The organism is Gottfriedia luciferensis (genome assembly GCF_001712755.1).
GTDB lineage: Bacteria > Bacillota > Bacilli > Bacillales > Bacillaceae_G > Gottfriedia > Gottfriedia luciferensis_B.
Genome location: NZ_MDKC01000023.1, coordinates 143480 through 169433, shown reverse-complemented (window position 1 = coordinate 169433; position 25954 = coordinate 143480). Strand labels below are relative to the sequence as shown.

Annotated in this window: 26 protein-coding genes; 21 read left to right on the top strand and 5 right to left on the bottom strand. The window is 32.9% G+C overall.

The genetic code is table 11. The features are described from left to right. The first annotated feature begins 18 nt into the window (after positions 1–18). From BED47_RS13990 to BED47_RS13925, 14 genes are all read left to right on the top strand, one after another. Positions 19–2121: an HD family phosphohydrolase gene (locus BED47_RS13990; protein WP_069034176.1), complete on the top strand. Its 2103-nt coding sequence runs from the start codon at positions 19–21 to the stop codon at positions 2119–2121. A gap of 9 nt (positions 2122–2130) precedes the next feature. Beyond that, positions 2131–2607: an rRNA maturation RNase YbeY gene (ybeY, locus tag BED47_RS13985; protein WP_056474934.1), complete on the top strand. Its 477-nt coding sequence runs from the start codon at positions 2131–2133 to the stop codon at positions 2605–2607. Then, a complete protein-coding gene (locus tag BED47_RS13980; RefSeq protein ID WP_069034175.1) occupies positions 2588–2968 on the top strand; it encodes a diacylglycerol kinase family protein in 381 nt (126 codons plus the stop codon). Before ybeY ends, BED47_RS13980 begins: the two co-directional genes overlap by 20 nt. Before the next feature lie 46 nt (positions 2969–3014). Continuing rightward, positions 3015–3413, top strand: coding sequence for a cytidine deaminase (locus tag BED47_RS13975; protein ID WP_025671606.1), 399 nt, complete (start codon positions 3015–3017; stop codon positions 3411–3413). Continuing rightward, a complete protein-coding gene (gene era, locus BED47_RS13970) occupies positions 3406–4314 on the top strand; it encodes a GTPase Era (RefSeq protein ID WP_069034174.1) in 909 nt (302 codons plus the stop codon). Before BED47_RS13975 ends, era begins: the two co-directional genes overlap by 8 nt. A gap of 233 nt (positions 4315–4547) precedes the next feature. Further along, positions 4548–4691, top strand: coding sequence for a YqzL family protein (locus BED47_RS13965; RefSeq protein ID WP_069034173.1), 144 nt, complete (start codon positions 4548–4550; stop codon positions 4689–4691). Between the two features lie 27 nt (positions 4692–4718). Next, positions 4719–5504 (top strand): DNA repair protein RecO, encoded by a 786-nt coding sequence (gene recO, locus BED47_RS13960; RefSeq protein ID WP_069034172.1) that lies wholly within the window; start codon positions 4719–4721, stop codon positions 5502–5504. Between the two features lie 97 nt (positions 5505–5601). After that, positions 5602–6240 carry a helix-turn-helix transcriptional regulator gene (locus BED47_RS13955; protein ID WP_069034171.1) on the top strand — a complete coding sequence of 213 codons (639 nt, stop codon included), beginning with the start codon at positions 5602–5604 and terminating at the stop codon, positions 6238–6240. Between the two features lie 20 nt (positions 6241–6260). After that, on the top strand, positions 6261–7073 hold the full coding sequence (locus tag BED47_RS13950) for a pyruvate, water dikinase regulatory protein (protein WP_069034170.1): 813 nt from the start codon (positions 6261–6263) through the stop codon (positions 7071–7073). Positions 7074–7616: 543 nt separating this feature from the next. Continuing rightward, positions 7617–9425, top strand: coding sequence for a DNA primase (dnaG, locus tag BED47_RS13945; protein ID WP_069034169.1), 1809 nt, complete (start codon positions 7617–7619; stop codon positions 9423–9425). Between the two features lie 29 nt (positions 9426–9454). After that, complete coding sequence (rpoD, locus tag BED47_RS13940) at positions 9455–10573, top strand: RNA polymerase sigma factor RpoD (RefSeq protein ID WP_069034168.1); 1119 nt, start codon at positions 9455–9457, stop codon at positions 10571–10573. A gap of 794 nt (positions 10574–11367) precedes the next feature. After that, positions 11368–11724 carry a cytochrome c550 gene (cccA, locus tag BED47_RS13935; RefSeq protein ID WP_056474948.1) on the top strand — a complete coding sequence of 119 codons (357 nt, stop codon included), beginning with the start codon at positions 11368–11370 and terminating at the stop codon, positions 11722–11724. 107 nt (positions 11725–11831) lie between these two features. After that, complete coding sequence (locus BED47_RS13930) at positions 11832–12539, top strand: tRNA (adenine(22)-N(1))-methyltransferase (protein WP_069034167.1); 708 nt, start codon at positions 11832–11834, stop codon at positions 12537–12539. Continuing rightward, entirely contained in the window at positions 12536–13654 is a 1119-nt protein-coding gene (locus tag BED47_RS13925; RefSeq protein WP_069034166.1) for a Nif3-like dinuclear metal center hexameric protein, read from the top strand. The genes BED47_RS13930 and BED47_RS13925 overlap by 4 nt, the downstream gene beginning before the upstream one ends. A gap of 59 nt (positions 13655–13713) precedes the next feature. On the opposite strand, the gene BED47_RS13920 is transcribed toward BED47_RS13925, so the two are convergent. Together BED47_RS13920 and vrrA are read right to left on the bottom strand one after the other, a co-directional pair. Further along, positions 13714–14658, bottom strand: a complete 945-nt coding sequence (locus tag BED47_RS13920) for a 4-hydroxy-3-methylbut-2-enyl diphosphate reductase (protein ID WP_069034165.1) — start codon at positions 14656–14658, stop codon at positions 13714–13716. A gap of 81 nt (positions 14659–14739) precedes the next feature. Next, positions 14740–15528, bottom strand: coding sequence for a VrrA/YqfQ family protein (vrrA, locus tag BED47_RS13915; RefSeq protein ID WP_069034164.1), 789 nt, complete (start codon positions 15526–15528; stop codon positions 14740–14742). 225 nt (positions 15529–15753) lie between these two features. On the opposite strand from vrrA, the gene BED47_RS13910 reads away from it, so the two are divergent. Both BED47_RS13910 and BED47_RS13905 read left to right on the top strand, forming a co-directional pair. Further along, a complete protein-coding gene (locus BED47_RS13910) occupies positions 15754–17061 on the top strand; it encodes a DEAD/DEAH box helicase (RefSeq protein ID WP_069034163.1) in 1308 nt (435 codons plus the stop codon). Between the two features lie 127 nt (positions 17062–17188). Then, positions 17189–18082 (top strand): deoxyribonuclease IV, encoded by an 894-nt coding sequence (locus BED47_RS13905; protein WP_069034162.1) that lies wholly within the window; start codon positions 17189–17191, stop codon positions 18080–18082. A gap of 544 nt (positions 18083–18626) precedes the next feature. Here BED47_RS13905 and BED47_RS13900 read toward each other — a convergent pair. The 3 genes from BED47_RS13900 to BED47_RS13890 form a co-directional block, all read right to left on the bottom strand. Next, entirely contained in the window at positions 18627–18926 is a 300-nt protein-coding gene (locus tag BED47_RS13900; protein ID WP_069034161.1) for a hypothetical protein, read from the bottom strand. Between the two features lie 118 nt (positions 18927–19044). Continuing rightward, positions 19045–19296, bottom strand: a complete 252-nt coding sequence (locus tag BED47_RS13895) for a DUF2624 family protein (protein WP_069034160.1) — start codon at positions 19294–19296, stop codon at positions 19045–19047. 318 nt (positions 19297–19614) lie between these two features. Beyond that, positions 19615–20484, bottom strand: coding sequence for a YitT family protein (locus BED47_RS13890; protein ID WP_069034159.1), 870 nt, complete (start codon positions 20482–20484; stop codon positions 19615–19617). 266 nt (positions 20485–20750) lie between these two features. Here BED47_RS13890 and BED47_RS13885 point away from each other — a divergent pair, with 266 nt between their 5' ends. The 5 genes from BED47_RS13885 to BED47_RS13870 all read left to right on the top strand — a co-directional run bounded on the left by BED47_RS13885 (position 20751) and on the right by BED47_RS13870 (position 25589). After that, a complete protein-coding gene (locus tag BED47_RS13885; protein ID WP_069034158.1) occupies positions 20751–21527 on the top strand; it encodes a metal ABC transporter ATP-binding protein in 777 nt (258 codons plus the stop codon). Then, the gene (locus BED47_RS13880) at positions 21524–22360 is read left to right on the top strand and encodes a metal ABC transporter permease (protein ID WP_069034157.1); all 837 of its coding nucleotides are present in this window, start codon (positions 21524–21526) and stop codon (positions 22358–22360) included. The genes BED47_RS13885 and BED47_RS13880 overlap by 4 nt, the downstream gene beginning before the upstream one ends. Positions 22361–22367: 7 nt before the next feature. Next, on the top strand, positions 22368–22778 hold the full coding sequence (locus BED47_RS13875; RefSeq protein ID WP_069034156.1) for a Fur family transcriptional regulator: 411 nt from the start codon (positions 22368–22370) through the stop codon (positions 22776–22778). A gap of 146 nt (positions 22779–22924) precedes the next feature. After that, positions 22925–23089, top strand: a complete 165-nt coding sequence (locus BED47_RS23250) for a DUF4083 family protein (RefSeq protein WP_084006918.1) — start codon at positions 22925–22927, stop codon at positions 23087–23089. A 451-nt stretch (positions 23090–23540) separates the two neighbouring features. Continuing rightward, positions 23541–25589, top strand: coding sequence for a LamG-like jellyroll fold domain-containing protein (locus BED47_RS13870; protein ID WP_069034155.1), 2049 nt, complete (start codon positions 23541–23543; stop codon positions 25587–25589). Positions 25590–25954: the final 365 nt, after the last annotated feature.

Genomic DNA, 25954 nt, shown 5'->3' with positions numbered 1-25954 from the left:
TTCTAGAAAGGGGAAACAATGAATAGTTTGCAAGCTTTAATTCAGCGTTTTAAGAATCAAACTCTTGTCATTTTACTATGTACTGTTGCATTCAGCTTATTAAGTTTTCTTCTTTTAGTTAGTCATGTTAGACCGGTAAAATACGACATTCAGCTATTATCAATTGCTGATGATAATATTTATTCACCTATCACGATTGAGGACAAAGGAGCTACGGCTAAAAAGCGACTTGAGGCTGCAGCAAGAGTTGAGGATGTATATAAATATGAGGAAAGTTATACACAAAAACGGATCGACATAGTAAATTCAATTTTTGATATTGTTACAGAAGTGAAAAATGAAAATGCAAAAAGTGATAATCCGACAGGACAAGCATTAATTGATAAAGAAACAAGTGATGTTAAGAAAAAACTGCCTGACGATATTCGTAAAAACTTAGAAGATAGTGTATTTAGCACTTTAGTTAGATCGTCAGAAGAACAGTTAAATATTACGAAAGCTTCGTTAAATACGGCGATTAACAATGTAATGTCTGAGGAAATCACGACGAACCAAATCGAAGAATCTCGTGGGAAGCTACGAAACGAATTATCATATGTAAGCGTTAATCCCTCACTAAAGGATGCGATGATCTCAATTGGTGAATTTGCGATTGTGCCAAACTACTTTTTTGATGCAGAGGAGACAAAAGAGAGAAAACGTCTAGAAAGTGAAAGTGTAGATAGTGTTTATATTTTACAAGGACAAGTCTTAGTAAAAGCTGGAGAGACAATTACAAAGGAAAAATATGATCAATTAAAATTAGTTGGCTTAATAAAAAACAAACAGTCGATTCAACCGTATATTGGATTAATTCTATTAATTGGAGTATTGGCGTACTTCGTATTGAAGCAAACGGCTTCATTGAAAGAAAAAGGGAATATATACATCGTTACATACTATAGCATTGTAATTTTTACAATCTTAATTTTGAAAATTGTAAGCTTGTTTCAAAAAGTTGAGTTTTCTGGCCTTGTATATGTAGCTCCAGTTGCGATTGGAACTTTATTGATAAAGTTTTTATTAGGTAATCGATATTTAATGGTTTCTTCTATTATTTTCTCTATTTGCGGTAGTTTAATGTTTAACGAAGATGTAAATGGCGCAATTAATTACTCGACTGGAATTTATATTTTATTTAGTTCAATCGCCGTTTTATTTTTAAATGAGGTCAAGAATAAGCGTTCAATGATTCTCCATGCAGGATTTTTAATTTCGCTTGTTAATATTGCTACTCTGTTTTCTTTGATTTTAATACGAAATGGACAATATTCATCAGTGGAAATTGGGATTTATTTATTAATGGGACTTACTTCCGGAGTTTTATCAAGTGTCATTACGATGGGGATTTTACCTTTTGTAGAAGATTCGTTTGGAATGGTATCCTCATTTAAACTTGTTGAGTTAGGTAGTCCAAATCATCCTTTATTAAGAAAAATATTATTAGAGGCTCCTGGTACATACCATCATAGTATAATGGTTGCAAATTTAGCTGAAGGTGCTTGTGAAGCGATTGGTGCAAATGGCTTGTTAGCTAGGGTAGGAGCATATTATCATGATATTGGTAAAACGAATAATCCAGGATTCTTTATTGAAAATCAAATGGGTGGTCATAATCCTCATGATCGTATTAAACCGATTCAAAGTAAAGATATCATTTTAAGGCATGTAAGTGATGGTGTAAAAATACTAAAAAAATATAATTTGCCAAAAGATATAATTGATATTGCAGCGGAGCATCATGGTACAACTTTATTAAAGTATTTTTATTATAAGGAAAAAGAAACGAATCCTGATGTTAAAGAAAGTGATTTTAGATATCCAGGTCCAAAAGCTCATTCAAAGGAATCGGCAGTTGTAGGAATTGCTGATAGTGTTGAAGCAGCAGTTCGTTCGTTAAAGGACCCTGATATGGAAAAAATCGAGGTATTAGTTTCTTCCATTATGCATGATCGTTTGAATGATGGTCAGTTTGCAATGTGTGAATTAAACTTAAAAGAATTACACATTGTTGAGAAATCATTGTGTGAGACTTTAAAAGGAACTTTCCATTCAAGAATACAGTATCCAGATGAAAGATAAGGTGAGAAAATGGTTCAACTAGAAATTGATTTTATAGATGAAACAAATGAAGTGACTAATGAACAACAATCTGATATAAAGGGTTTACTAGAGTGCGCACTTGAATATGAGGGTGTAACGGGTGAGGTTGAAATAGCAGTTTCATTTGTAGATGATGAAAGAATTCATGAAATTAATAAAGAGTATCGAGAGAAAGACCGTGCTACTGATGTTATTTCATTTCCAATGGAAGAATTAGGAGAAGGAGAAATTGAAATCATTGGAGTGGACTTACCACGTACTTTAGGTGATATTGTCATTTCGATTCCCACTACTAAAAGACAGGCTGAAGAGTATGGTCATTCGTTCCGACGTGAATTAGGTTTTTTAGCAGTTCACGGATGTTTACATTTACTTGGTTATGATCATATGAATGAAGCTGATGAGAAAGTGATGTTTACAAAACAAAAGGAAATATTAGAAAAATATGGCCTTGAAAGACTCTAAAAAAAGAGCGCCATTATTTAATTCTTTTGGTTTTGCATTTAGTGGTATTTTTAAAGTCATTAAAGATGAAAGAAATATAAAAATCCACTTATTTGCAGCTCTTATTTCAATCGGCCTTGCGTTTTATTTACATATTAGTCGAATAGATTGGTTAATCCTTCTGCTTATTATTACAATTGTCATTTCGCTAGAGCTAGTTAATTCTTCAATTGAAGCAGTTGTAGATTTAGCATCACCTAATAAACATCCTTTAGCAAAAAAAGCGAAGGATGTAGCAGCTGGGGCGGTGTTAGTCGCTGCAATCGTTTCAATCATTATAGGTGCTTTGCTATTTTTTCCGTATTTTACTATACTACGTTAATAAGACCCCACTTTCGTGTTCGGGCTTATAATAGGAGGCTACATAAATGGATAAACAACAACTTATAAATGAAGCGATAAAAGCTAGAGTAAACGCATATGTACCATACTCGAAATTTCAAGTTGGTGCAGCATTACTTACGAAGGATGGTCAAGTTATTCGTGGTTGTAATATAGAAAATGCATCATATGGTCTAACGAATTGTGCAGAACGTACTGCATTATTCAAAGCTTATTCAGAAGGCATTACGGAGTTTACAGCAGTAGCAGTAGTCGCTGATACCGAGGGACCTGTTGCTCCTTGTGGGGCATGCCGTCAAGTTTTATTTGAACTTAGTGGTCCAGATACAATCGTATATTTAGCAAACTTAAATGGAGCAATCCAAGAAACATCAGTAAAAGAATTATTGCCAGGAGCATTTACATCGGAGGATTTGAATGAATAAAGAAAGTTATAAATCAGGTTTTGTCTCAATTATAGGTAGACCAAATGTAGGGAAAAGTACATTCCTAAATCGAGTAATAGGTCAAAAAATAGCTATAATGAGTGATAAGCCTCAAACTACTCGTAATAAAATTCAAGGCGTTTTTACAGAAGATGATGCACAAATTGTCTTTATCGATACGCCAGGAATCCATAAACCAAAACACAAACTTGGTGATTTTATGGTAAAAGTAGCTCAAGACTCAATTAAGGATGTTGACGCTACGTTATTTATGGTAAATGCCAATGAAGGATTTGGTCGTGGAGATGAATTCATTATTGAGAAGCTGCAAGGAAGTCGTAGTCCAGTTATTTTAGTTATTAATAAAATTGATACAATTCATCCTGATCAGTTATTTGATTTAATCAATAAATACAAAGATTTATACCAATTTGCTGAAATTGTTCCGATCTCAGCATTACAAGGGAATAATGTCGATCGCTTATTAAAAGTTATTAAAACTTATTTACCAGAAGGTCCGCAATATTATCCTGCAAATCAAGTAACAGATCATCCTGAAAGATTTATCATTTCAGAATTAATAAGAGAAAAAGTATTGCATTTGACTAGAGAAGAGGTTCCACATTCAATTGCTGTTATTATTGAGCAAATTGAAAGAAGACCAGAAGGAAATGCGATCTACGTGAATGCAACAATTGTCGTTGAAAGGTCTTCTCAAAAAGGAATCATTATCGGTAAGCAAGGCAGCATGTTAAAAGAGGTTGGCAAGCGTGCTCGTTTAGATATAGAAAACTTGCTTGATACAAAAGTATTTTTAGAGTTATGGGTTAAGGTTCAAAAAGATTGGCGTAACCGTATGTCTCAATTAAGAGATTTAGGATTCCGTGAGGATGAGTATTAATAGGCAAAAATCAAGGAATTTGGGCTTAGTATCAGGGGTCCAGTAATATTACCACTTGTTCAAAAAGGCCCAACATATTTTTCTTGGTTTTGCAAGCTTTTTATTTGTTATTTTAATAAATTTTATACACATGAAAATCGGGAGAGAAGGTCACATTATAAGTAAGCAGGGAAAGTAATTGGCTATAGGTAATGAGCAATGAGTTGTAGCTATTCTTGAAAGGTGGTTTCTCAATGTTGAATTTTACCTGGGATGTCTTTTCTAAAACTGGAAATGTTGAGACATATTTATTGTTTAAGCAGCTTGAACAGGAACATGTGGATCAGAAAAGTTACATTGATGAAGAAATAGCTGATATTGATTCCCTACATACTTAACCTTCATCCAATTGGATGGTGAGTTAATTGTTACAGCGTGTAGAAGGAATTGTATTACGGGCAAACGCTTATGGAGAATCAAATGTTATTATTACTCTCTTAACAAGAGAATTAGGTAAGATAGGAGTTGTGGCAAGAGGAGCAAAGAAGACAAATAGTCGACTTGCTTCTGTTACACAACTCTTTACATATGGGTCGTTTTTAATTCAAAAAGGATCTGGCTTAGGTACTTTAAGTCAAGGAGAACTGATTGATTCATTTCGTGAATTAAGAAGTGACTTAGTTGCAACTGCGTATGGTTCGATTGTTGTAGAGCTTACTGATAAAGCGGTTGAAGAGAAAAAAAATAATCCGTATTTATTTGAATTAGTCCTTCAATTACTTCAGCACATGAATGAAGGTGCAGACGCTGAAGTTTTGACTTATTTATTTATGACGAAAATGATACCTGTATTAGGATATCATCCATTTTTTGATCAATGTGTGAATTGTAGATGCAGTGCAAATGAAAATATATTTGTAGCCTTTTCAGTTAAAGAAGGTGGGTTTTTATGTCAGCGTTGTAAACACACTGATCCATATGCTTTTTCTGTTACTGAAAAATCGGTTAAGTTAATGAGGTTATTTTATCATTTTGATGTAAATCGACTTGGGAAAATTGAGGTTAGTGAAGCGACAAAGAAGAACTTACAACAAATTTTATTTTCTTATTATGATGAATATAGTGGAATCTATTTAAAGTCCCGCAAATTTTTAGAGCAATTAAAAAATATGGATAATTTTCTGAAAACTAATAAAAATTCAGAAACCTAAGGAAGGAAATAGGCTACCTATTTCCTTCTTTCTTTTTTAAATTGTAAAAATAGTATATAATATTTATTAGAGAGTATAACATATTGGATAGTTAGGGGTGAGGGAAATCGAACTGACAAAGCGACAAACTCAAATACTTGAAATTGTAAAAAATAATGGACCAATTACAGGTGAACATATAGCTGATAAGCTAGCACTTACAAGAGCTACGCTTCGCCCGGATTTAGCTATTCTTACAATGACTGGTTTTTTAGAGGCAAGACCACGAGTAGGATATTATTACACAGGAAGAACAAGCGGTGCACAAGTCATTGACAGAATAAAAAAATTGACTGTAAAGGAATTTCAGGCGATTCCTGTTGTAGTAGATCGAAGTTCATCAGTGTATGATGCAATTGTTACAATGTTTCTTGAAGATGTAGGAACGTTATTTGTTGTTGATCAAAATTCGATTTTAACAGGAGTACTTTCGAGAAAAGATTTACTCCGTGCAAGCATAGGAAATAAAGATTTGCATACATTACCCGTAGATATTATCATGACAAGAATGCCAAACATTACAATTTGCTATAAAGATGATACAATTTATAATGTAGCTAAGAGTTTAATTGAAAAACAAATTGATGCTGTCCCTGTTGTTCGTGAAAGTGAGCATGGACTTGAGGTAATTGGTCGATTTACAAAAACAAATTTTACTCGTGCGATTGTAGACTTAATGAACAATGATATGTTTTAGTAAAGTTAAGAGGTGAACATATGGGCAATTCAATCGTTTATGTTGTATCAGATTCTGTTGGTGAAACAGCAGAGCATGTCGTAAAGGCGGCTATTAGTCAATTTCATGAAAAATTCGAGATTAGACGTGTACCATACGTTGAAGATAATGCAACATTAATTGAAATAGTTCAAGTAGCAAAAGAAAATAATGGTATTATTGTATTTACATTAGTAAAACCTGATATGAGAAAGAAATTATTAGAAGAATCGCAAAGTGCTGGTGTAATCGTTTATGACTTAATCGGTCCATTAATCGACAAAATTTCAACGATTCATAAACTTGAACCTAGAAATGAACCTGGTGTTGTTCGCAAACTAGATGAAGATTATTTCCAACGTATAGAAGCAATTGAATTTGCGGTTAAATATGATGATGGAAGAGACCCAAGAGGTATTGAAAAAGCTGATATAGTCTTAATCGGTGTATCAAGAACATCAAAGACTCCTTTATCACAATATCTTGCTCATAAAGGATTTAAAGTTGCCAATGTGCCTTTAGTTCCAGAAGTTGATCCACCAGAACAACTACTTAAAGTTCCAAAAGAAAAGTGTATTGGACTAATGATTTCTCCAGAAAAGTTAAATCATATTCGAAAAGAAAGATTAATTTCATTAGGACTTCACGACGGAGCTAGTTATGCTAATATTTCAAGAATTGAAGAAGAACTAAAACACTTCAATAATGTTGTTAAACAAATTGGCTGTAAAGTTGTAGATGTTTCAAGTAAGGCAGTTGAAGAATCCGCTAATGTAATATTAAATTACTATTACCAAAATAAGCAGATTAGATAATTTTTTAAAATTAAAAATGATGATCGATCTATTTAGACTGACACATTAGAGTAATCTAATGTGTTTTCATCTTTTTTAAATAGGAATTTAGCTAAATTAGGAGCGTTTGTAAAAGATAAATTTCTTTAGTACTTATTGCTAGATTTCTTAATTAAAATAGATTATAATAAAAAATTGTATGAAATGAACTAATAATAGGTTTAACTTTTTATACTTACGAATAAACTATGAATATGTGCTTCCTAGTTTATTGAAAGATGGAAATAAAACTACATAAATCGATACATGTTTTGAAGGAATTACAAAAGACGTGTAGAAATTAATCATAAGCGATAAATAAATGGGTTTTAAGAAAACCAGAACCAGCAGTTGAATGCAATGCTTATGAACTACTGTTTAGCACTTCATTTTAGATAATTATTAATTCATATATGACTTTATAAAGTGAATTAACTTAAGTTAAAATATATGGAAATATTTTTGTCGAATCATGAAGGAATACAGTGAGTTTTATCGAATAAAATAGTATATGGAGCTGTCAGTATGGGAAACAGAATTCCCGATGAACTTGTCGAACAGGTTCGTCAGTCAGTTGACATAGTTGATGTAGTAAGTGAGTATGTTCCTCTGAAAAAACAAGGAAGAAATTATTTTGGACTTTGTCCTTTTCATGGAGAAAGCACACCATCTTTTTCTGTGTCTCCTGAAAAACAAATTTTTCATTGTTTTGGATGCGGTGCTGGAGGAAATGCGATTTCTTTCATTATGCAGCTTGAAGGACTTAACTTTCAAGAGTCTGTCCATCAGCTTGCAATAAAGACAAATATCACTTTACCTTCAGATACAGTTGACACAGTCAAGAATCCACAAGCTACTGAACAAGGCATTATGCTTGAAGCTCATGAGTTTGTCAAAAAGTACTATCATCATCTATTAGTTAACACAACAGAAGGTAAACAGGCATTAGAATACCTACTTAACAGAGGAATTTCTAGAGAGGAAATAAAGCATTTTGAGCTTGGGGTTGCTTTAGATTCTTGGGATGCTGTTACTAAGGTGTTAGAAAAACGTGGCTATCCAATGCCGATCATGGAGAAAGCTGGTCTAGTTGTTCGAAGTGAACGGGATGGTAATTACTATGATCGATTTCGAAATCGATTAATTTTTCCAATTCATAACCATCAAGGAAAAATTGTTGCATTCAGTGGAAGAATAATGGGTGAAGGGTCACCAAAATATTTAAATAGTCCTGAATCTTCAATTTTCCATAAAGGAAAATTATTATATCAATTTTACCAAGCAAAGAATGTCATGCGAAAGCAAAATCGGGCAATTCTGATGGAAGGTTTTGCAGATGTCATTTCTGCGTTTAGAGCTGGTGTCCATGATGCAGTTGCAACCATGGGAACTTCATTAACAGAGGATCAAGCGAAAGTCTTGAAAACATCTGTTGATCAAATTATTATTTGCTATGATTCAGATCAAGCTGGTATTAACGCAACTGATAAAGCAGCTAAAGTTCTTCAAAAAGAAGGATTTACAATTAAAGTTGCACAAATGCCTGATGGCTTAGATCCTGATGAATATATAAGAAAATTTGGTCCAGAAAAATTTAATACCTCTATTATTGAAGCTAGTGTATCATTAATGAGTTTTAAAATGCAATATCATCGAAAAGGAAAAAATCTTTTAGATGAAACTGTTAAATTTCAGTATATAAAAGAAATGCTACAAGAAATTGCTAAACTAAGTCAACTGATCGAACAAGATTATTACTTAAACCAACTCTCTAAAGAGTTTTCTATCTCGATTGAAGTACTTAAGAAGGAATTTGGACAATATAGTAATCAGGCAAATCGTATATCTAATGTAACAGAAGTAAAAACTGATATCAAACGCGATATTACTACTAAGACACTTCTTCCTGCACATGTTCGAGCGGAACAATTACTTTTAGCTCATATGTTAAATAGCAGCGACGTGGCTGAAAAAGTAAGACAGCAATATCAGGGTCTATTCTACAATAATGATTATTCCGAGATTATAATCCATCTTTATGCTTATTATGAAGAGGGCAATGAGTCTAATATAAGTAAATTTATGAATTACCTTCCTTCAAAAAGGTTACTTGAAGTAGTTTCAAAAATTGTCAATTTACAGATAGCACCTGAACTAACAGAGCGAGAGTTAAAGGATTATTTAGATGCATTAAACAACTATGATAAACAACAACGTATACGTGAAAAAGAAATAGATCTGAAAAAAGCCGAACGTGAAGGAGATTTTGTAAAAGCTGCAACGATTCTCCAACAAATCACACAGCTAAGATCTAGTATGAAATATGTTAAATGATTCGCGAACTTTTCGAAGGAGGGGAACAGATGGCTGATAAATCGGCTCGTTCTAAAGATACGGAAACAGAAGTAACACTTGATCAAGTAAAAGCATTATTAATTGAAAATGGTAAAAAACGTGGTGTAATTACATATGAAGAAATTGCAGATCGTTTAAATGGATTTGAAATTGATTCAGATCAACTTGAAGAATTTTATGAGCAACTAGGTGAACAAGGTATTGATATTGTTGGTGACGCTGATGATGAACCTAGAGGAACTCAATTAGAGAAGGAAGAAGAATTTGACTTAAATGATTTAAGTGTTCCTCCTGGAGTAAAAATTAATGACCCAGTACGTATGTACCTTAAAGAAATTGGCCGAGTTGATTTACTTTCTGGACAAGATGAAATCAATTTAGCGAAACGTATTGAAGAAGGCGATGAAGAAGCGAAACGACGCCTAGCGGAAGCGAACTTACGATTAGTAGTAAGTATTGCAAAACGTTATGTAGGACGCGGTATGCTGTTCCTAGACCTTATTCAAGAAGGTAATATGGGATTAATTAAAGCCGTTGAAAAGTTTGACTATCGTAAAGGTTATAAATTTAGTACATATGCTACTTGGTGGATTCGTCAAGCGATTACTCGTGCAATTGCTGACCAAGCAAGAACGATCCGTATTCCAGTTCATATGGTGGAAACAATTAACAAATTAATTCGTGTTCAACGTCAATTGCTTCAAGATTTAGGTCGCGAGCCATCTCCTGAAGAAATTGGAGAAGAAATGGATTTACCACCAGAAAAAGTTAGAGAAATCCTTAAAATTGCTCAAGAACCAGTTTCATTAGAAACACCAATTGGTGAAGAAGATGATTCACACTTAGGTGATTTCATTGAAGATTCTGAAGCAACTTCACCAGCTGAGCATGCAGCTTATGAAATGCTAAAAGAGCAATTAGAAGATGTTCTTGATACATTAACAGATCGTGAAGAAAATGTTTTACGCCTGCGTTTTGGTTTAGATGATGGACGCACTCGTACTTTAGAAGAAGTTGGTAAAGTATTTGGAGTTACACGTGAGCGTATTCGCCAAATTGAAGCAAAAGCTCTTCGTAAATTACGTCATCCAAGCCGCAGCAAACGTCTGAAAGATTTCTTAGAATAGGATGTTTTAAAAAAGTTTATCCTTTATTGGGTAAACTTTTTTATTTTCATTTAAAAAATTAAAAATGAAAACGTTTTAATTAGTAAATATGTCATGATTAAAATTTTGTCAAAATATATCGAATGTCCGTACTAAATAGATAAATGTAGTGCTATGCTACATACTAAGTATTGCGAAAACGGGTGATCTTTTAATAATTTTTTCTAAAGATGAATCAAAGGATAATTTAAGTAAAAATGGTTATTATAAATTATTATGGAGACGCTAGTTCGAATTCCATCATTTTAAACAATTGGATACCTATTTACTTTATTTTACAGAATTGTCTTTAAATTTGCAAATACTCATTTTCTTTACTTTTTTAATAATTTTTATAATTAGTTCAATACTACTAAATATAAAATAAATGGTTTGAAGACATATTACCTATATCGTAATAGCAATTATTTATTAGCGTTTTTAATAGAATAAGTTAAATTTTTTGCTTAAGCATTATTGTGTAAATAATTAAGATCAAAGTAAAAGTTTAATGGGTGACGATGGTTTTAAATGGTTTCTTAAAAAAACTTACTTATTTCATTTATCAAGAGGTGAGTTTATACAAATATAATTTGCAAATATGCTATACAGAATTTAATTCTTTATAGTAGGAAGGTTTATATAATTTTGAAATCGTTTAACAATTTTTAAATTTATCCAATATAATACTTTTTTTATTGTTTTTAATCGTATACAATAATAATGTTATAGTAATTAATTTTATTTTTTTAAGGGGTTACATAAGGGGGATCATAATGAAACGAAATCCATTAATTCCTTTTGCTCTAATTGCAGCACTAGGAATCGCAGTCATGCTAATTATTTCATTAAAAGGAGCAAAACAGGCTGATGAGATTGCTAACGGTGATAAAAAACCGGCGCAAACAGCATCAACTAAGCCAGATGAAATATATGCTCAAACATGTGTTAGCTGTCATGGTGATCAATTACAAGGGGTAGTAGGACCAAACTTAACTAAAGTAGGTTCAAGATACTCAGAAGATCAAATCAAAGACATTCTTAAAAACGGTAAAGAAGGCGGAATGCCAGCTGGTTTACTTCAAGGACCACAATTGGATGCTGTTGCTAAATGGTTATCTGAGAAAAAATAAGCAAGCATATAAAATGACCTCTTCGTTAAGAAGAGGTCATTTTGGTTTCTTGACTACTATAGTGTAAAATGATGTTATGAAAAATAAATTGAAATGGTGATTTTGTTATGAATGAAGTAAATTTATCAAAGCGTTTAAAAAGAGTATTTGATTACATACCAGAGGGCACGAAATTAGCTGATATTGGGTCAGATCATGCTTATTTACCTTGTTATGCAGTTTTAAATAAAAGATGTACCTCAGCAATTGTAGGGGAAATTACAGAGGGTCCATATAATTCAGCACGTTCTACGATCCGTCAAAGTGGTTTAGAAGGAATCGTAGAAGCGAGAATGGGAGACGGGCTAGAGGTTTTAGTGCCAAACGAAGTGGATGTCATAACAATAGCTGGAATGGGTGGTTCTTTAATTTCTAGCATATTAGAAAAAGGCAAAGAAAAACTTCAAGGTGTTGAAACGTTAGTATTGCAACCAAATATTGGTGCACATCATATTAGAAATTGGCTTGATTATGAAGGATATTCTCTTGTGGAAGAAGATATATTAGAAGAGGATGGAAAAATCTATGAAATACTAGTAGCTTCTAAATCAAATCCGAATAGTGCATACAGTGAAAAGAAAGAGATGGAGCTATTTATAGGTCCTTACTTATTAAAAAACAAAAATGATGCATTTAAGAAGAAATGGGAGCATGAAAAAAATAATTTTGAAAGAATCTTAACTCAACTTGAGTCAGCAAAACAAACAGAGGAATCGGTTCAGAAAATGAAAGAAGTTGATCAGAAACTTGAGTGGATAAAAGAGGTGCTTTCATGAAATCGATAAATGGTTTTCAAGTAGTACAGCAATTCGAAGAACTATTCCCTAAGCATTTAGCTGAGGAAGGTGATCCAAATGGCCTTCAAATAGGTACATTATCAAAACAAGTGACAAAGGTATTAATTGCATTAGATGTCACAAAAGAGGTGGTAGAAGAGGCAATTTCAGTTGGTGCAAACCTAATTATTGCTCACCACCCTATTATTTATCGTCCTTTAAAAAAGATTGATACAGACAGTGAACCGGGTAAAATTGTGGAGCTTTGTATTAAACATGATATAGCTGTTTTTGCAGCACATACAAATGTTGATATTGCAGAAAACGGTGTGAGTGATTTTTTAGCTGAAGCTTTACAATTAGAAAATACGAATGTTCTCGCTCCTACATATGTAGAAAAATTAATAAAGTTAGTTGTATATGTACCGAAAACACATGCTGAAATTGTTTTAAATGCAATTTGTGATGCTGGAGCGGGTCATATTGGTCAATACAGCCATTGTACCTTTAGTTCGAATGGAACAGGGACATTTATGCCGTTAGAGGGAACAACACCATTTATCGGGCAACAGGGTCAATTAGAAGAAGTTGATGAGGTAAAGCTCGAAACAGTTGTTCCACAATTAAAATTAAAACAAGTTCTTAAAGTGATGCAAAAGGCTCATCCTTATGAAGAAGTAGCATATGATACATACACATTAGAAAATGAAGGCAAAACATTCGGGATTGGGAGAATTGGAAGCCTTAAAGAAGAAATTTCATTAGAAGAATTTGCGCATTATGTGAAAGAAAAATTAGATTTACAAGGTGTAAGAGTGGTTGGGAACTTAAGCGATCGAGTAAAAAAGGTTGCAATTGTAGGTGGAGACGGAAATAAGTTTGCCTATCATGCAAAAAGAAATGGCGCAGATGTTTATTTAAGTGGTGATATCTATTACCACGTAGCACAGGATTGGAAAATGCTAAATTTAAATATAGTTGATGCAGGTCATAATATCGAAAAAGTAATGAAATCAGGTGTTAAACGTCTTTTAGATCATAAATTAAAAGAAAAAAACCTGGCTTGCGAAATTATCGCTTCAACGATCCATACTGATCCATTTACTTTTATTTAAACGTTTTTTGCGAATTAAAAAATAGGACTTCCGGGTTAAAAATCCAGAAGTCCTATTTTTTAGTCTTTAATTCTAACTTTAGGTAATATTTTACTTAATTCTACTCCTGATTTTGTATTCCAAGTGCTTTCATCGTTTGGATCATATTTCTCTAAAAATGCGATAACTTCACGAGTGATCGGTGTTGGAGTAGAAGCCCCAGACGTAACTGCTACAGTCTCAACGCCCTCTAACCATTTTAACTGAAGTTCAGTAATATCTGAAATACGAAATGCCTTTGTTCCTGCAATTTCATGCGAAACTTGTGCAAGTCTATTTGAGTTATTACTCATTGGGTCACCTACAACAATTGTTAGATCTGCTTGGGCTGCTTGATCAGCAATTGCTTCTTGACGAACTTGAGTTGCCATACAAATTTCTTTATGAACATGAGCAGTCGGATACTTTTTAATTGCGTATTGAATTAAATCTACTACGTCCCATTGGCTCATAGTTGTTTGGTTTGTAATGATAATTTTATCAGTTGGGATTTCTAAAGCATCGATATCAGATTTATTTTGAATTAAGTGAACAATAGAAGGTGCGATTCCAACTGCGCCCTCTGGTTCCGGATGTCCTTTTTTCCCAATATAAATAAAGTGATAGCCTTCAGCCATTCGTTCTTTAATTAGATCATGTGTTTTCGTTACATCTGGACAAGTCGCATCGATCGTCGTTAGCCCTTTTTTAATTGCTTTTGATTTTACTTCTGGAGAAACTCCGTGAGCCGTAAAAATAACAGTCCCTTTTTCAATTTTATCTAAGATATCTAATCTGCTTGGACCATCTAAAGTAATGATGCCTTCTTCTTCAAATGCGTCTGTAACATGTTTATTATGAACAATCATACCAAGTATGTAAATTGGCCTTGGTAGTGATGGATCTTTAGCTGCATTTCTAGCAATGACCATTGCATCTACAACTCCGTAGCAATAGCCTCGTGGGGTAACTTTAATAACTTTCATGGAGTAGCCCCTCCTTTATAATATTGTTTTCATTTTTTATTATAAAGGAGGGAGATACTACTATACAAAGAAAAAGAAAATTTACATAAACAATTTTGGTTTTGGATTTATGTTTGATGTAGTTTCTTCAATAATATTAGATGGTTCTACTACTTCTGACTTAATTGGAGCTTTTTTTCGTTTTTTTGGTTTTGTTTCTTCTGTTTGCACAACATCTATTATTCCATTTGAATCATTTTTTTTACTTTTTTTTGTATCAACCGGGTCGTCGGTATTTACTGCTTTAAATATTTTGTAGATTGAAGGGAAATTTTTAATAGCAGGAGCGTATTGTTGAATCATTGGCGTGACTTGTTGAGCTGCTTGAACAGCTTTTTGCATACCACCGATGACACCTGTAATAGAAGTGTCTCCTCCCATTAATCGCGAGAAAAAGCCTGGACTGCCATCATCTTCTTTTTCGGGTGGTTGCCCAGTCATTGGGTATTGATTCTGTGATCCTTGTTGCTGATAATTACTACCGCCTTGTGGCTGCATTACTGGCTGGTTTTGAAACGGAACAGGTTGTAAAATTTTATTTTGGCTTATATATTGTTGATGCGCGTTTAACTGCGGTTGATATGAAATTGGTTGCTGATAATGACCTTGTTGCCCAACAATTTGTTGGACAGGTGGATAAAACTGTTGTTGATGTTGCATATATGGTTGTTGCGGTGATTGGGGATATGGATATCGCTGATCAAAATTTGGTCCTGCACTGTATGGATTTTGTAAATTTTGATAAGGCTGTTGATAACTATTATAAAAATTTGGACCGTTCATTGGAAAAGGCTGTTTATTTTTTTTCTTAAATTTATCAAGTAATCCCAATCTAATACCTCCTTTCGAAAATACTCTTTATTACTTAGGCTATGCACATAATTTGAAATGGTTAGTATAGGACAGAATAAAAATAAAAATGCTACTAAAGAAGAAAGAAAAATTAGAATTAGCTTTATTGGGCAAATCTATTGTATAATAGATAATTGTAGCTATTTTGTACGAGGAAATAGATTCCTCATTACATAGAAAGTTTAAATTAAGAAGGTGAGTTATATGGCAATTTCATTTAAAAATTTTCAATTAAAACCATTTATTTTGGAAGCGATAGAGAAGAAACACTTTACAGAACCAACAGAAATTCAACAAAAGATCATTCCTCAAGTTAAAACTGGACGTAGTGTAATCGGTCAATCGCAAACAGGGTCAGGAAAGACTCATGCATATCTAATTCCGACAATTAATACATTAGATCCATCTTTAGATCAAGTGCAATTAGTAATAACTGCTCCAACTCGAGAATTAGCGACTCAAATTTATAATGATGTTCAAGCGATCATTGAATGTTGTCCAGAAGATGAGCAATTAACTGCAAAAAACTTCGTTGGAGGAACCGACTACAAACGTACTGTTGAAAAACTAAAAAAACAGCCACATATCGTAATTGGGACTACTGGACGTATTAAAGATTTAGTAAATGATAATGTATTATTAGTTCATACTACGAAGTATTTAGTAGTGGATGAAGCGGATTTAATGTTAGATATGGGATTTATCCATGATGTGGACCAAGTTGCATCAAAAATGCCAAAGAAACTTCAAATGCTTGTTTTTTCAGCGACAATTCCTGAAAAGCTTAAACCGTTTTTGAAAAAGTATATGGAAAATCCTGAACATATTCATATTAATCCGCAACAACTTTCAGCTCAGAAAATTGAACATATTATTGTTCCAAGTCGCCATAAAGACAAAGTTAAAATGGCTAAAGATATTTTATTAAGTTTTCAGCCATATTTAGCAATTGTCTTTACAAATACGAAGAAAAAAGCTGAAGAAGTTGCTACTCAATTATCATCATATGGCTTAAAAGTTGGTCAAATTCACGGAGATTTAAGTCCTCGTGAACGTAAAAAAATGATGAAGCAAATTCAAGATTTAGAGTTCCAATATATTGTTGCCACTGACTTAGCTTCCCGTGGAATCGATATTGAAGGGGTAAGTCATGTAATAAATATTGAACTACCAGCAGATTTAGATTTTTATGTCCACCGTGTAGGTCGTACAGGGCGTGCAAACTTCTCTGGAACTGCTATTACAATTTATGATCAAGAAGACGAACAAGCATTAGACAAACTTCAAGATCGTGGAATTACATTTGAGCATCGTGAACTAAAAAAAGGTGAATGGGTTGATTTAGGACCTCGCTCAAAACGTAAGCTACGTAAAAGAACTGATCGAAATCTTGATGCAGTTGCTGGTAAGGCGATTAAAAAGCCATCTAAAGTTAAACCTGGCTATAAACGTAAACTGAATGAACAAAGAGAATCATTTAAAAATAAAGTGAAAAGAAAAACGAGTAGATAGATAGCTTGCAAAAAAGAAAGGAAGAATATTCCTTTCTTTTTATTTTATAAGCAGGCGAACCATTTAACCATGATTGATTTTCATGTTAAAATGGTAAGTATGATTAATTAAGGTAGGAGCTGAAAGAATGTTACGAATAGGATCTCATGTTTCAATGAGCGGTAAGAAGATGTTTTTAGCCGCTAGTGAAGAAGCTGCAAGCTATGGTGCTAATACATTTATGGTGTATACAGGTGCGCCTCAAAATACACGTCGTAAAGCAATTGAAGATTTAAATATTGAAGCAGGTTTAAAACATATGGCTGAAAATGGAATTGCTGATATAGTAGTCCATGCACCATATATTATCAATATTGGAAATACTACAAATCCAGCTACTTATGAATTAGGTGTTGAATTTTTACAAAAAGAAATAGACCGTACCGCAGCATTAGGAGCAAAACAAATCGTATTACATCCAGGTGCTCATGTAGGCGCTGGTGAAGATGCTGGAATCGACAGAATTATTCAAGGCTTAAATGAAGTATTAACAGCTGAAACTCCAGTACAAATTGCGCTTGAAACAATGGCTGGAAAAGGATCAGAATGTGGTAAATCATTCGAAGAAATAGCGAGAATTATGGAAGGTGTACACTACAACGATAAATTATCAGTTTGTTTTGATACATGCCATATTAATGACGCTGGATATGATATCGTTAATGACTTTGATGGTGTCTTACAGCAATTCGATCAATTAATCGGGATCGGTAAAATAAAAGTACTTCATATTAACGATAGTAAAAATCCAATGGGAAGTCGAAAAGACCGACATGAGAACATTGGCTTTGGATCGATTGGATTTAAAGCATTAAACTATATTGTTCATCATCCACAACTAATGGACATCCCTAAAATTTTAGAAACTCCATATGTTGGTGAAGATAAAAACAACAAGGTACCACCATATAAATTAGAAATCGAAATGTTACGCAATCAAGAGTTCAATGAAAACTTAATTCAAGAATTATTGAAAGCTTAATTCAAAGAAACCAGCTCATTTTAAATAATGGGCTGGTTTTTTATTTTCTTAGTTTAATCGTTCGAACTTCATCGTTGCTCAATTTAACAGATTTGAATTCTAAATAATGAGTGGCTATTAAATCCTTAATTAAAAAAAGACGGTGTCTTTGAGCGTATTAAGACATAGTGCATGTAGACTGCAAATAAATTCTGATAATCGCAATTAAAATTGGTAAAACTGCAATTAAATTTAGAAAACCGCAAATAAATTTAGCAAAACTGCAATTAAATTCCAAAGAATCGCAAATAAAAGCCAAAATTACCCATACCCCTTAAGGTATTACGACATGAAAATCAGATATAAGAAGATAATTTTAAATGAAAAACTAGTAAATTTGCTCTTATTCTTACTAAATTGAATAAAAAACTGCTAATTATATTTTAAATAGAGCGGTTTTATCAGCTACAAATAAAAATCGCTGTATAGATACTCCCCCAGTAATAAAAAAAGGGCACCCATATGTCAGTTAATCCAACATAAGAGATAGCCCATTCGATTTATTTTATAATTCTATTTCTACTACTTTCTTTAACTTACTATCCAAATATGAAGCGATTATTTTTCCTTCTTTAATTCTTTTCACAGTGACAACATTACTAACTAATTCGTGATCATGTTCGTCTAAGTGCAATAATTTAATATAGACCACATGTGCCTTGTCACGTTCGATTAAACTACTAGCGATATTAAGAGCTAAGTTATGGCTTAAATCATCCATATGAAACATGTGTTTGAATTTCACTTCGTCATCTGTTTCTTTGTCTAAATAAATTATTTCATAATGTAGCTCATGCAAATCCATATTAATCCCTCTCATTTCGTTTTAAAATAGTTAGGTGATTCTTTGTATGAGCATTATATGATTTGTGAAATGAGTAGAGTTATAAATTAAAGCTTTTTAATGAACATTTTAACCAAGCTTAAGTTAGCTTTTGAAAAATAATATCAATTTGTTGTGCAGTGGCTTTAGAGGTAACATTTGCAATTTGGGAAAGAATTTGTTTTTTATGTTCAGCGTCATAGATATTATAATTTTTCCCGTTTAATATTGCAGCCACTTTATTGGCTTGATCTGGCGTAATATACACTTGATATTGTTGGCTTAATTTTAATAAATCCTTTGGTGTTATACTATTTACCTTTTTATTTATGAGAGTTTGGATAATATTCATTCTGAACCTCCTCTTAGGTGAAATATTTCATCAATAAATTTTATGAGAGGTTATTCTAAATAATGAGCACAGGACACAAATCTCAATTGATTTTTCAAAAATAATAAGTATTGCAGTGGGAGGAAGTGCAAAAAACTTTGACTTTTCTATGATTTCACATGGAGATTCAGAAGCAACCAAAATAAGCTCTTATTCGCAGTAAATCTTCTTACTGGAAAACAAAAGCATTGTAAAAGCGAATTAAATGAACAACTCAATTAAACTATTAAAATAGAAAAGCTTGAATTCACGATAGAATTCAAGCTTAATTGTTTACTATTAGTGGATTGCTTTCTTCTTAAACTTTCCACCTTTAACGTCAGCTATATTTCCGATTGCTACAAAGGCATTTTCATCATAGTCTTCAACAATTGATTTTAATTTTGCTTCTTCAAGTCTTGAAATGACTGTAAAGATGATTTTTTTATCTTCACCCATAAAGCCACCTTCGCCATGAAAATATGTAACTCCTCGACCTAATCGGGCATTTAATGCATCACCGATTTCTTTATCATTATCACTAATGATCCAAACAGATTTAGTATCCTGGAATCCTTCAATTGTTAAATCGATTGTTTTAAATGCTACATAATAGGCAATTAATGAATACATAGCATTATCCCATCCAAATACAAATCCTGCACTTCCGAGAATAAATACATTAAATGCCATAACAACCTCACCAATTGAAAAAGGTGATGATTTTGTTAAAAGTATTCCTATAATTTCAGTCCCATCAAGTGAGCCACCATTACGAATTACTAAACCTACGCCAATTCCTAAACCTAATCCACCAAATAATGCAGCTAGTAAAGGGTCATTAGTTAAATGAGGAATGTCTTTAAAAAGAGAGGTAAATACTGAAAGGACAGTGATACCAAATAAAGTTGAGATAGCGAATGTTTTACCGATTTGCTTATAACCTACTATTACAAAAGGTAAGTTTAACAAGAATAGAAAAATACCGAGATTAATCGAAGTAATATGGGAGAGGATCAAAGAGATACCTACGATTCCACCATCAATGATATCAGTTGGAATAAAGAATGCTTTTAAGCAAGCTGCCATCAAAGCAGCACCTAATGTAATAAAAAACCCCCGTCTAATAATCTTAAAGTTTGAAAGCTTACGATGTGTAATAGCGTTCAAAAAACCACCTCTTTATCTATATTTATATGTTAATTGTAACATATTGTATTTTTCATCACAAAGTGATAAGGCTTATTTATTAAAAATACATTAAAAAATTTATCGGAAAATTAAGGGATTTAAAGTTTTGATGAGGATGAAATTAATTGAAAATCGAATATATATTTTGCCGAGTTTTCTTTGTTTACAAATAAGAAGTATTCTCTTATACTAAGAACTTGAAGTAAAACGTAATTATTCCTAAATAGATGAAGGTGTTTTAATAAATGAGTCAAGATATCATAAAAATTGAAGATTTGTCTTATAGCTATGACCGTCAAAAGGTATTAACAGACATTAATCTTCTAGTAAAAAAAGGAGACTTTTTAGGTCTAGTTGGCCCAAATGGTAGTGGCAAATCAACTTTACTAAAATGTATATTAGGTATCCAGCAACCAGATGAAGGAAAAATAGAGATATTTGGTACAGATATTCGAAAAATGAAAAACTGGGATAAGATTGGTTATGTATCTCAAAAAGCGAATAGTTTTAACTCTGGATTTCCAGCATCGGTTTTTGAAGTAGTATCATTAGGTCTTGTTTCTAAAATTGGATTGTTTAACGGTTTTAAAAATTCGGATAAACAAAAAGTCGCTGAAGCGTTAAAATCAGTTGGAATGTATGAATTTGCAAATCGTAATATCGGCGAACTTTCAGGTGGACAACAACAGCGTGTCTTTATTGCGCGCGCACTTGTAAGTAATCCCGAACTATTAATACTCGATGAACCAACCGTTGGGGTAGATGCTGAAAATGTAGAAAGCTTTTATCAATTACTTAGCGATTTAAATAATAAGCTTGGTATTACTTTATTATTAGTTTCTCATGACATAGGCATTATTACTGATAAAGTATCACATGTTGCATGTTTAAATAAAAGATTACACTTCCATGGTAGTCGAGATAAGTTTAAAGATGCTACTGAGAAGGATTTGTCTCTTCTATATGGCCATTCTGTGCATGTACTATCTCACAATCACGAGGATGGAGGAGATAGAATATGATGGATTTTTTTCACTATGATTTTCTAAGAAATACATTAATCACTGGTATGATTATTGGAGTTATGGCTCCATTATTAGGTGTATTTGTTGTATTTAGAAGATTATCACTTATTTCTGATGCATTGAGTCACGTGACTTTATCAGGAGTTGCAGCAAGTCTTTTACTTGAAAAATATTTCTTTACATCTGGCTTTATTAGCCCATTATTTATGGGTATGACATTTTCAGTTGCAGGAGCATTTTTAATTGAAAAATTAAGAAGTGTTTATAAACATTATCAAGAGTTAGCAATTCCTATCATTCTTTCAGGAGGAATGGGATTAGGTGTCATTTTAATTTCATTAGCTAATGGATTTAATACAGATCTATTTAGTTATTTATTCGGTAGTGTTAGTGCTGTGTCACAAGAAGATTTAATTACTGTCATAATTATAGCTGTTTTTGTAGTAATATCTATCATAGTACTTTATAAAGAATTGTTCCTATTATCATTTGATGAAGAATATGCAGTTGCTTCAGGAATTAATGCAAAATGGATTCATTATTTGTTTATCTTATTAGTTGCTTTAGTAGTGTCCATTTCTATGAGAGTTGTAGGTGTTTTATTAGTATCTTCTCTAATGACATTGCCAGTAGCAGCGAGTATACGAATTTCAAAAGGTTTTAAGCAAACAATTATTTTTTCAATTATTTTCGGAGAGTTTTCAGTTGTTGCAGGTATTTTGCTTTCTTATAATTTAAATCTCGCGCCTGGTGGTACGATTGTGATCCTGCAAATCCTTATTCTTATTTTTACTTTAGGTTTGAAGAAATTAAGAACGAGTCAAAGGTAGTGATTAAATGAAATTAGCAGATGCATCAAAATTATTAAAAGAAAGAGGCTTCAAAAATACGCCTAAACGATATGATATGCTTGAATATATTTTTAGGCAAAATAAATATGTAACTGCAAGAGATATTCAACAAGCATTAAAAGATAAATACAAAGGACTTAGCTTCGATACAATCTATCGTAATTTATCCACATTTATTGAGGTTGATGTAGTAGAAGTTACAGAACTAGATGGTGAAAAACGTTTCCGATCGAAGTGTTCGTCTTCAGAACATCATCATCATTTTATTTGTTTAGATTGTGGTAATACAAAAAGTATTTATCGATGCCCTATGGACAATTTATCTGTTGATTTACCTGGTTATACAGTACAAAGTCATAAATTTGAAATATACGGACTTTGTCCGGAATGTAGTTGAATTCGATCCACTTTTAGAGAGTACAAATAGTACTCTCTATTTTTTTTTGTTCGAGAAACAAATAGTGTATTACATAATTTTCCAATTTTGTTTATACTTTAAATTAGAACAATTTAATACACTAAAAAACAAAGGAGTATAAAAATATGGCTATAGGAGATTTAATCTTTCAGTTGATTGTATTTTTAATACCAGTTGCTATTATTAGTTTTGTTATATTTATTTTTCGTTCTATTAGAAAAAATAGGCTTCAAATGCAAAGGGTTGAAACAAAGCTTGATAAAATAAACGAAAACTTAAAAAAAGATTAGTTGGCCTTATCTAATTTTATAGTAATAAGTCTTACCAGTATTTAAACCACTATTTGAATATCCTACAGAACTCGTAATTAGGATTTAGAAAATGTATTTGGGAAACAATTGAACAGGGTAGAAAAAAGTGAATATTATAAAACGTACCGAATGATTGATATAAATTAATATCTATTCATTCGGTATGTTTTTTAACTTTTTCTAGAGTAACAATTCTTATCTTATCGTTCATGTTGATTTTTTCGACGTAGATTAATAGCTATATAACAAAGGAATTATATGTAGATCAGGCTTTTATTGCCATTTTTTTGCCTACATTTTAATAGAATTTACAAAAGTATTGCCGATTTTTTGCCTATATTTTAAAAAGATTTACAAAAATCTACTCATATATTTACATCCCCTCTCTACAATTGACATGTCAGATTATTTTAAATTGGAGGAAAAAATAATGAAATCTAACATGTTTAAAAAAGTAGTAGTGGGAACTTCATTAACTTTGGCGATATCACTTTCTGTAAAAAGTACATATCTCCCATTTAATGTTTTATCCAACAGTAGTATGTCGTCCGTTGCGTTTGCTAGTGAGGGAACAGTTCTTGACATTAATTTTGACAACAATGTTGAGGATAGCTCTTCAAGTACTATAACTCCTCAAATCAAAGGCAATCCAGGATATGTTCAAGGACGAATTAATCAAGCAATTAAATTTACATCAAAAGGACAATATGTGGACCTGGGCAATCGTGACGATTTACGTTTCGGAGAGACCACAGATTTTTCTGTTGCCTTCTGGGTTAAATCAGACAATATTCAAGGAGATCCTGCTATCATTTCAAATAAGAATTGGAATTCTGGAAGCAATACAGGTTGGAATTTAGCGTTGAACAGTTCAAAACAACTTGATTGGAACTTCAAGACATCCGGAAGCGATCGGAAAGATTATAATATGGAAAATGTAGCTGATAATCAATGGCATTTCATTGTTGTAACGCATGATCGTGATGGGAGTGCACGCTTTTATAAAGATGGTAGCTTAGTTCATTCTATAGATATTTCTGGAATGAAAGGAACTCTTGATACCTCATTTACGACGAAAATCGGACAAGATGGTACAGGAAATTATGGTTCTACTCTTAATGCAGCAGTGGATAATCTTAAAATCTATCGAAATGTTTTGAGTGAATCGGAAGTCCGCGCCATGTATGATAATGCACCTCCACTTCAACCGACATCAGTAGAATCAATTTCTTTGGATCAGACTGAACTCAATCTGAAGGCAGGAGCACCTATGCCACTGACAGCAACGGTTTCTCCATCAGATGCGACGGTAAAAGATGTGGAATGGACCTCTAGTAATGGATCAGTCGCAAAAATCGAAATGCTTAACAACCGTCCTACGATTATTGCAGTGAAGGCGGGCGAAGCAACGATTACAGCCAAAACGGTCGATGGTGGTAAAACAGCTACAGCTAACGTACATGTATCCAACTCCATTGACGTGTCGGGAGATGGGTTGTTAACTGATAATGATCTAAAACTCATTCTGAAAAACCAAAATAGTCGTGAAGGTGACAAACGTTGGAAGCATGCACAAATAGCGGATATTAACAATGATAAAAAAGTGGATAAATTAGATGTGCAAATGATAAAAGATAAGCTGGCTCCTTACAAGAATGATTTTCTTTACAAGCGAGTAGTATTCATAGGAATCGATGGAGCAGGAAACGGGGTAAAAGACCCACAAGCAAATGCAATAAATATAAAGACGCTAATGAGTGAAGGCGCTGGAACATATGAAGCAAAAGCAATGATGCCGACGATTAGCGGGCATAACTGGGGATCCATGCTCCATGGAGTTGTACCTTCAAAACATGGTCTGAACAACGACAATCTAGGTAATCCTTACCCTGAAAAAAATCCTTATCCATCTTATATGAAACTACTAAAACAGGAGCGTCCTATGCTTAATCAAGCTTCCTTTACTACGTGGTCTCCAATCAACAAAGGAATTATTGAAGATTCTGCAGGTGCTTATAAAGTAAATGGTGGGAACGATAATAATACGACACAAAAAACAGTGGACTACATCAAAGCAGAAGGTAAAAACAGTCGTAATATATTTGTTCATTTGGATGAAGTGGATGGAGCAGGTCACAACTATGGCTATGGCAGCCAGAGATGGTATGAGGCATTACAAAAAGCGGATCAGCATGTTGGGCAAATTGTCCAAACTTTAGAAGAAGAAGGACTGATAGAAGATACTCTAATTATCATCACAGCGGATCATGGAGGGAAAGGTTATGGTCATGGTGGTTCCTCCCCAGAAGAACAGACCATTTTCTGGACTGCTAAAGGAAAGTCTCTAAAGCCTGGCACCGTATTGTCGGATGTAGAAAATATAGATACTGCTGCCGTCGTTGCTCATGCTCTACGTTTAGATATCCCAGAAAATTGGGATGCACAACTTCCTTCAGGACTGTTTCAAGTCAAAAAATAGAAAGTAAAAAACAGGTACATTTTTCATTATTAAGAAAAATGTACCTGATTTCATGAATTCTCCTTTTAGTCCCTTTCATAAAAAGAGGAATGTTATTTCTAAAATCGTGACGACTAATAGGACTGTCTGCTTAAAAGGTCTAGAAGAAAAACTTAGTTATGCATTAAAAATTACAATACTTCCTGTGGATCAAGATGGAACCATCCGTAGTCTAGACACATTATAATTAGCCGTTGAACCATCCCGAATGAACATGGCTAACCTTCCTAAAGGTCTAACAAAAACAAAGTTATTCAAATATGAGCATAAAGAAGCAATAAAATGATAGTATTAGTAGTTATCAAAAATAATGGAAATATCTTCTT

Excerpts from the sequence above, each read along its gene's own strand:
- BED47_RS13990 (WP_069034176.1), top strand. The coding sequence starts at position 19 with ATGAATAGTTTGCAAGCTTTAATTCAGCGTTTTAAGAATCAAACTCTT.
- ybeY (WP_056474934.1), top strand. The coding sequence starts at position 2,131 with ATGGTTCAACTAGAAATTGATTTTATAGATGAAACAAATGAAGTGACT.
- BED47_RS13980 (WP_069034175.1), top strand. The coding sequence starts at position 2,588 with ATGGCCTTGAAAGACTCTAAAAAAAGAGCGCCATTATTTAATTCTTTT.
- BED47_RS13975 (WP_025671606.1), top strand. The coding sequence starts at position 3,015 with ATGGATAAACAACAACTTATAAATGAAGCGATAAAAGCTAGAGTAAAC.
- era (WP_069034174.1), top strand. The coding sequence starts at position 3,406 with ATGAATAAAGAAAGTTATAAATCAGGTTTTGTCTCAATTATAGGTAGA.
- BED47_RS13965 (WP_069034173.1), top strand. The coding sequence starts at position 4,548 with ATGTTGAATTTTACCTGGGATGTCTTTTCTAAAACTGGAAATGTTGAG.
- BED47_RS13950 (WP_069034170.1), top strand. The coding sequence starts at position 6,261 with ATGGGCAATTCAATCGTTTATGTTGTATCAGATTCTGTTGGTGAAACA.
- dnaG (WP_069034169.1), top strand. The coding sequence starts at position 7,617 with ATGGGAAACAGAATTCCCGATGAACTTGTCGAACAGGTTCGTCAGTCA.
- rpoD (WP_069034168.1), top strand. The coding sequence starts at position 9,455 with ATGGCTGATAAATCGGCTCGTTCTAAAGATACGGAAACAGAAGTAACA.
- cccA (WP_056474948.1), top strand. The coding sequence starts at position 11,368 with ATGAAACGAAATCCATTAATTCCTTTTGCTCTAATTGCAGCACTAGGA.
- BED47_RS13930 (WP_069034167.1), top strand. The coding sequence starts at position 11,832 with ATGAATGAAGTAAATTTATCAAAGCGTTTAAAAAGAGTATTTGATTAC.
- BED47_RS13925 (WP_069034166.1), top strand. The coding sequence starts at position 12,536 with ATGAAATCGATAAATGGTTTTCAAGTAGTACAGCAATTCGAAGAACTA.
- BED47_RS13920 (WP_069034165.1), bottom strand. The coding sequence starts at position 14,658 with ATGAAAGTTATTAAAGTTACCCCACGAGGCTATTGCTACGGAGTTGTA.
- BED47_RS13910 (WP_069034163.1), top strand. The coding sequence starts at position 15,754 with ATGGCAATTTCATTTAAAAATTTTCAATTAAAACCATTTATTTTGGAA.
- BED47_RS13905 (WP_069034162.1), top strand. The coding sequence starts at position 17,189 with ATGTTACGAATAGGATCTCATGTTTCAATGAGCGGTAAGAAGATGTTT.
- BED47_RS13900 (WP_069034161.1), bottom strand. The coding sequence starts at position 18,926 with ATGGATTTGCATGAGCTACATTATGAAATAATTTATTTAGACAAAGAA.
- BED47_RS13895 (WP_069034160.1), bottom strand. The coding sequence starts at position 19,296 with ATGAATATTATCCAAACTCTCATAAATAAAAAGGTAAATAGTATAACA.
- BED47_RS13885 (WP_069034158.1), top strand. The coding sequence starts at position 20,751 with ATGAGTCAAGATATCATAAAAATTGAAGATTTGTCTTATAGCTATGAC.
- BED47_RS13880 (WP_069034157.1), top strand. The coding sequence starts at position 21,524 with ATGATGGATTTTTTTCACTATGATTTTCTAAGAAATACATTAATCACT.
- BED47_RS13875 (WP_069034156.1), top strand. The coding sequence starts at position 22,368 with ATGAAATTAGCAGATGCATCAAAATTATTAAAAGAAAGAGGCTTCAAA.
- BED47_RS23250 (WP_084006918.1), top strand. The coding sequence starts at position 22,925 with ATGGCTATAGGAGATTTAATCTTTCAGTTGATTGTATTTTTAATACCA.
- BED47_RS13870 (WP_069034155.1), top strand. The coding sequence starts at position 23,541 with ATGAAATCTAACATGTTTAAAAAAGTAGTAGTGGGAACTTCATTAACT.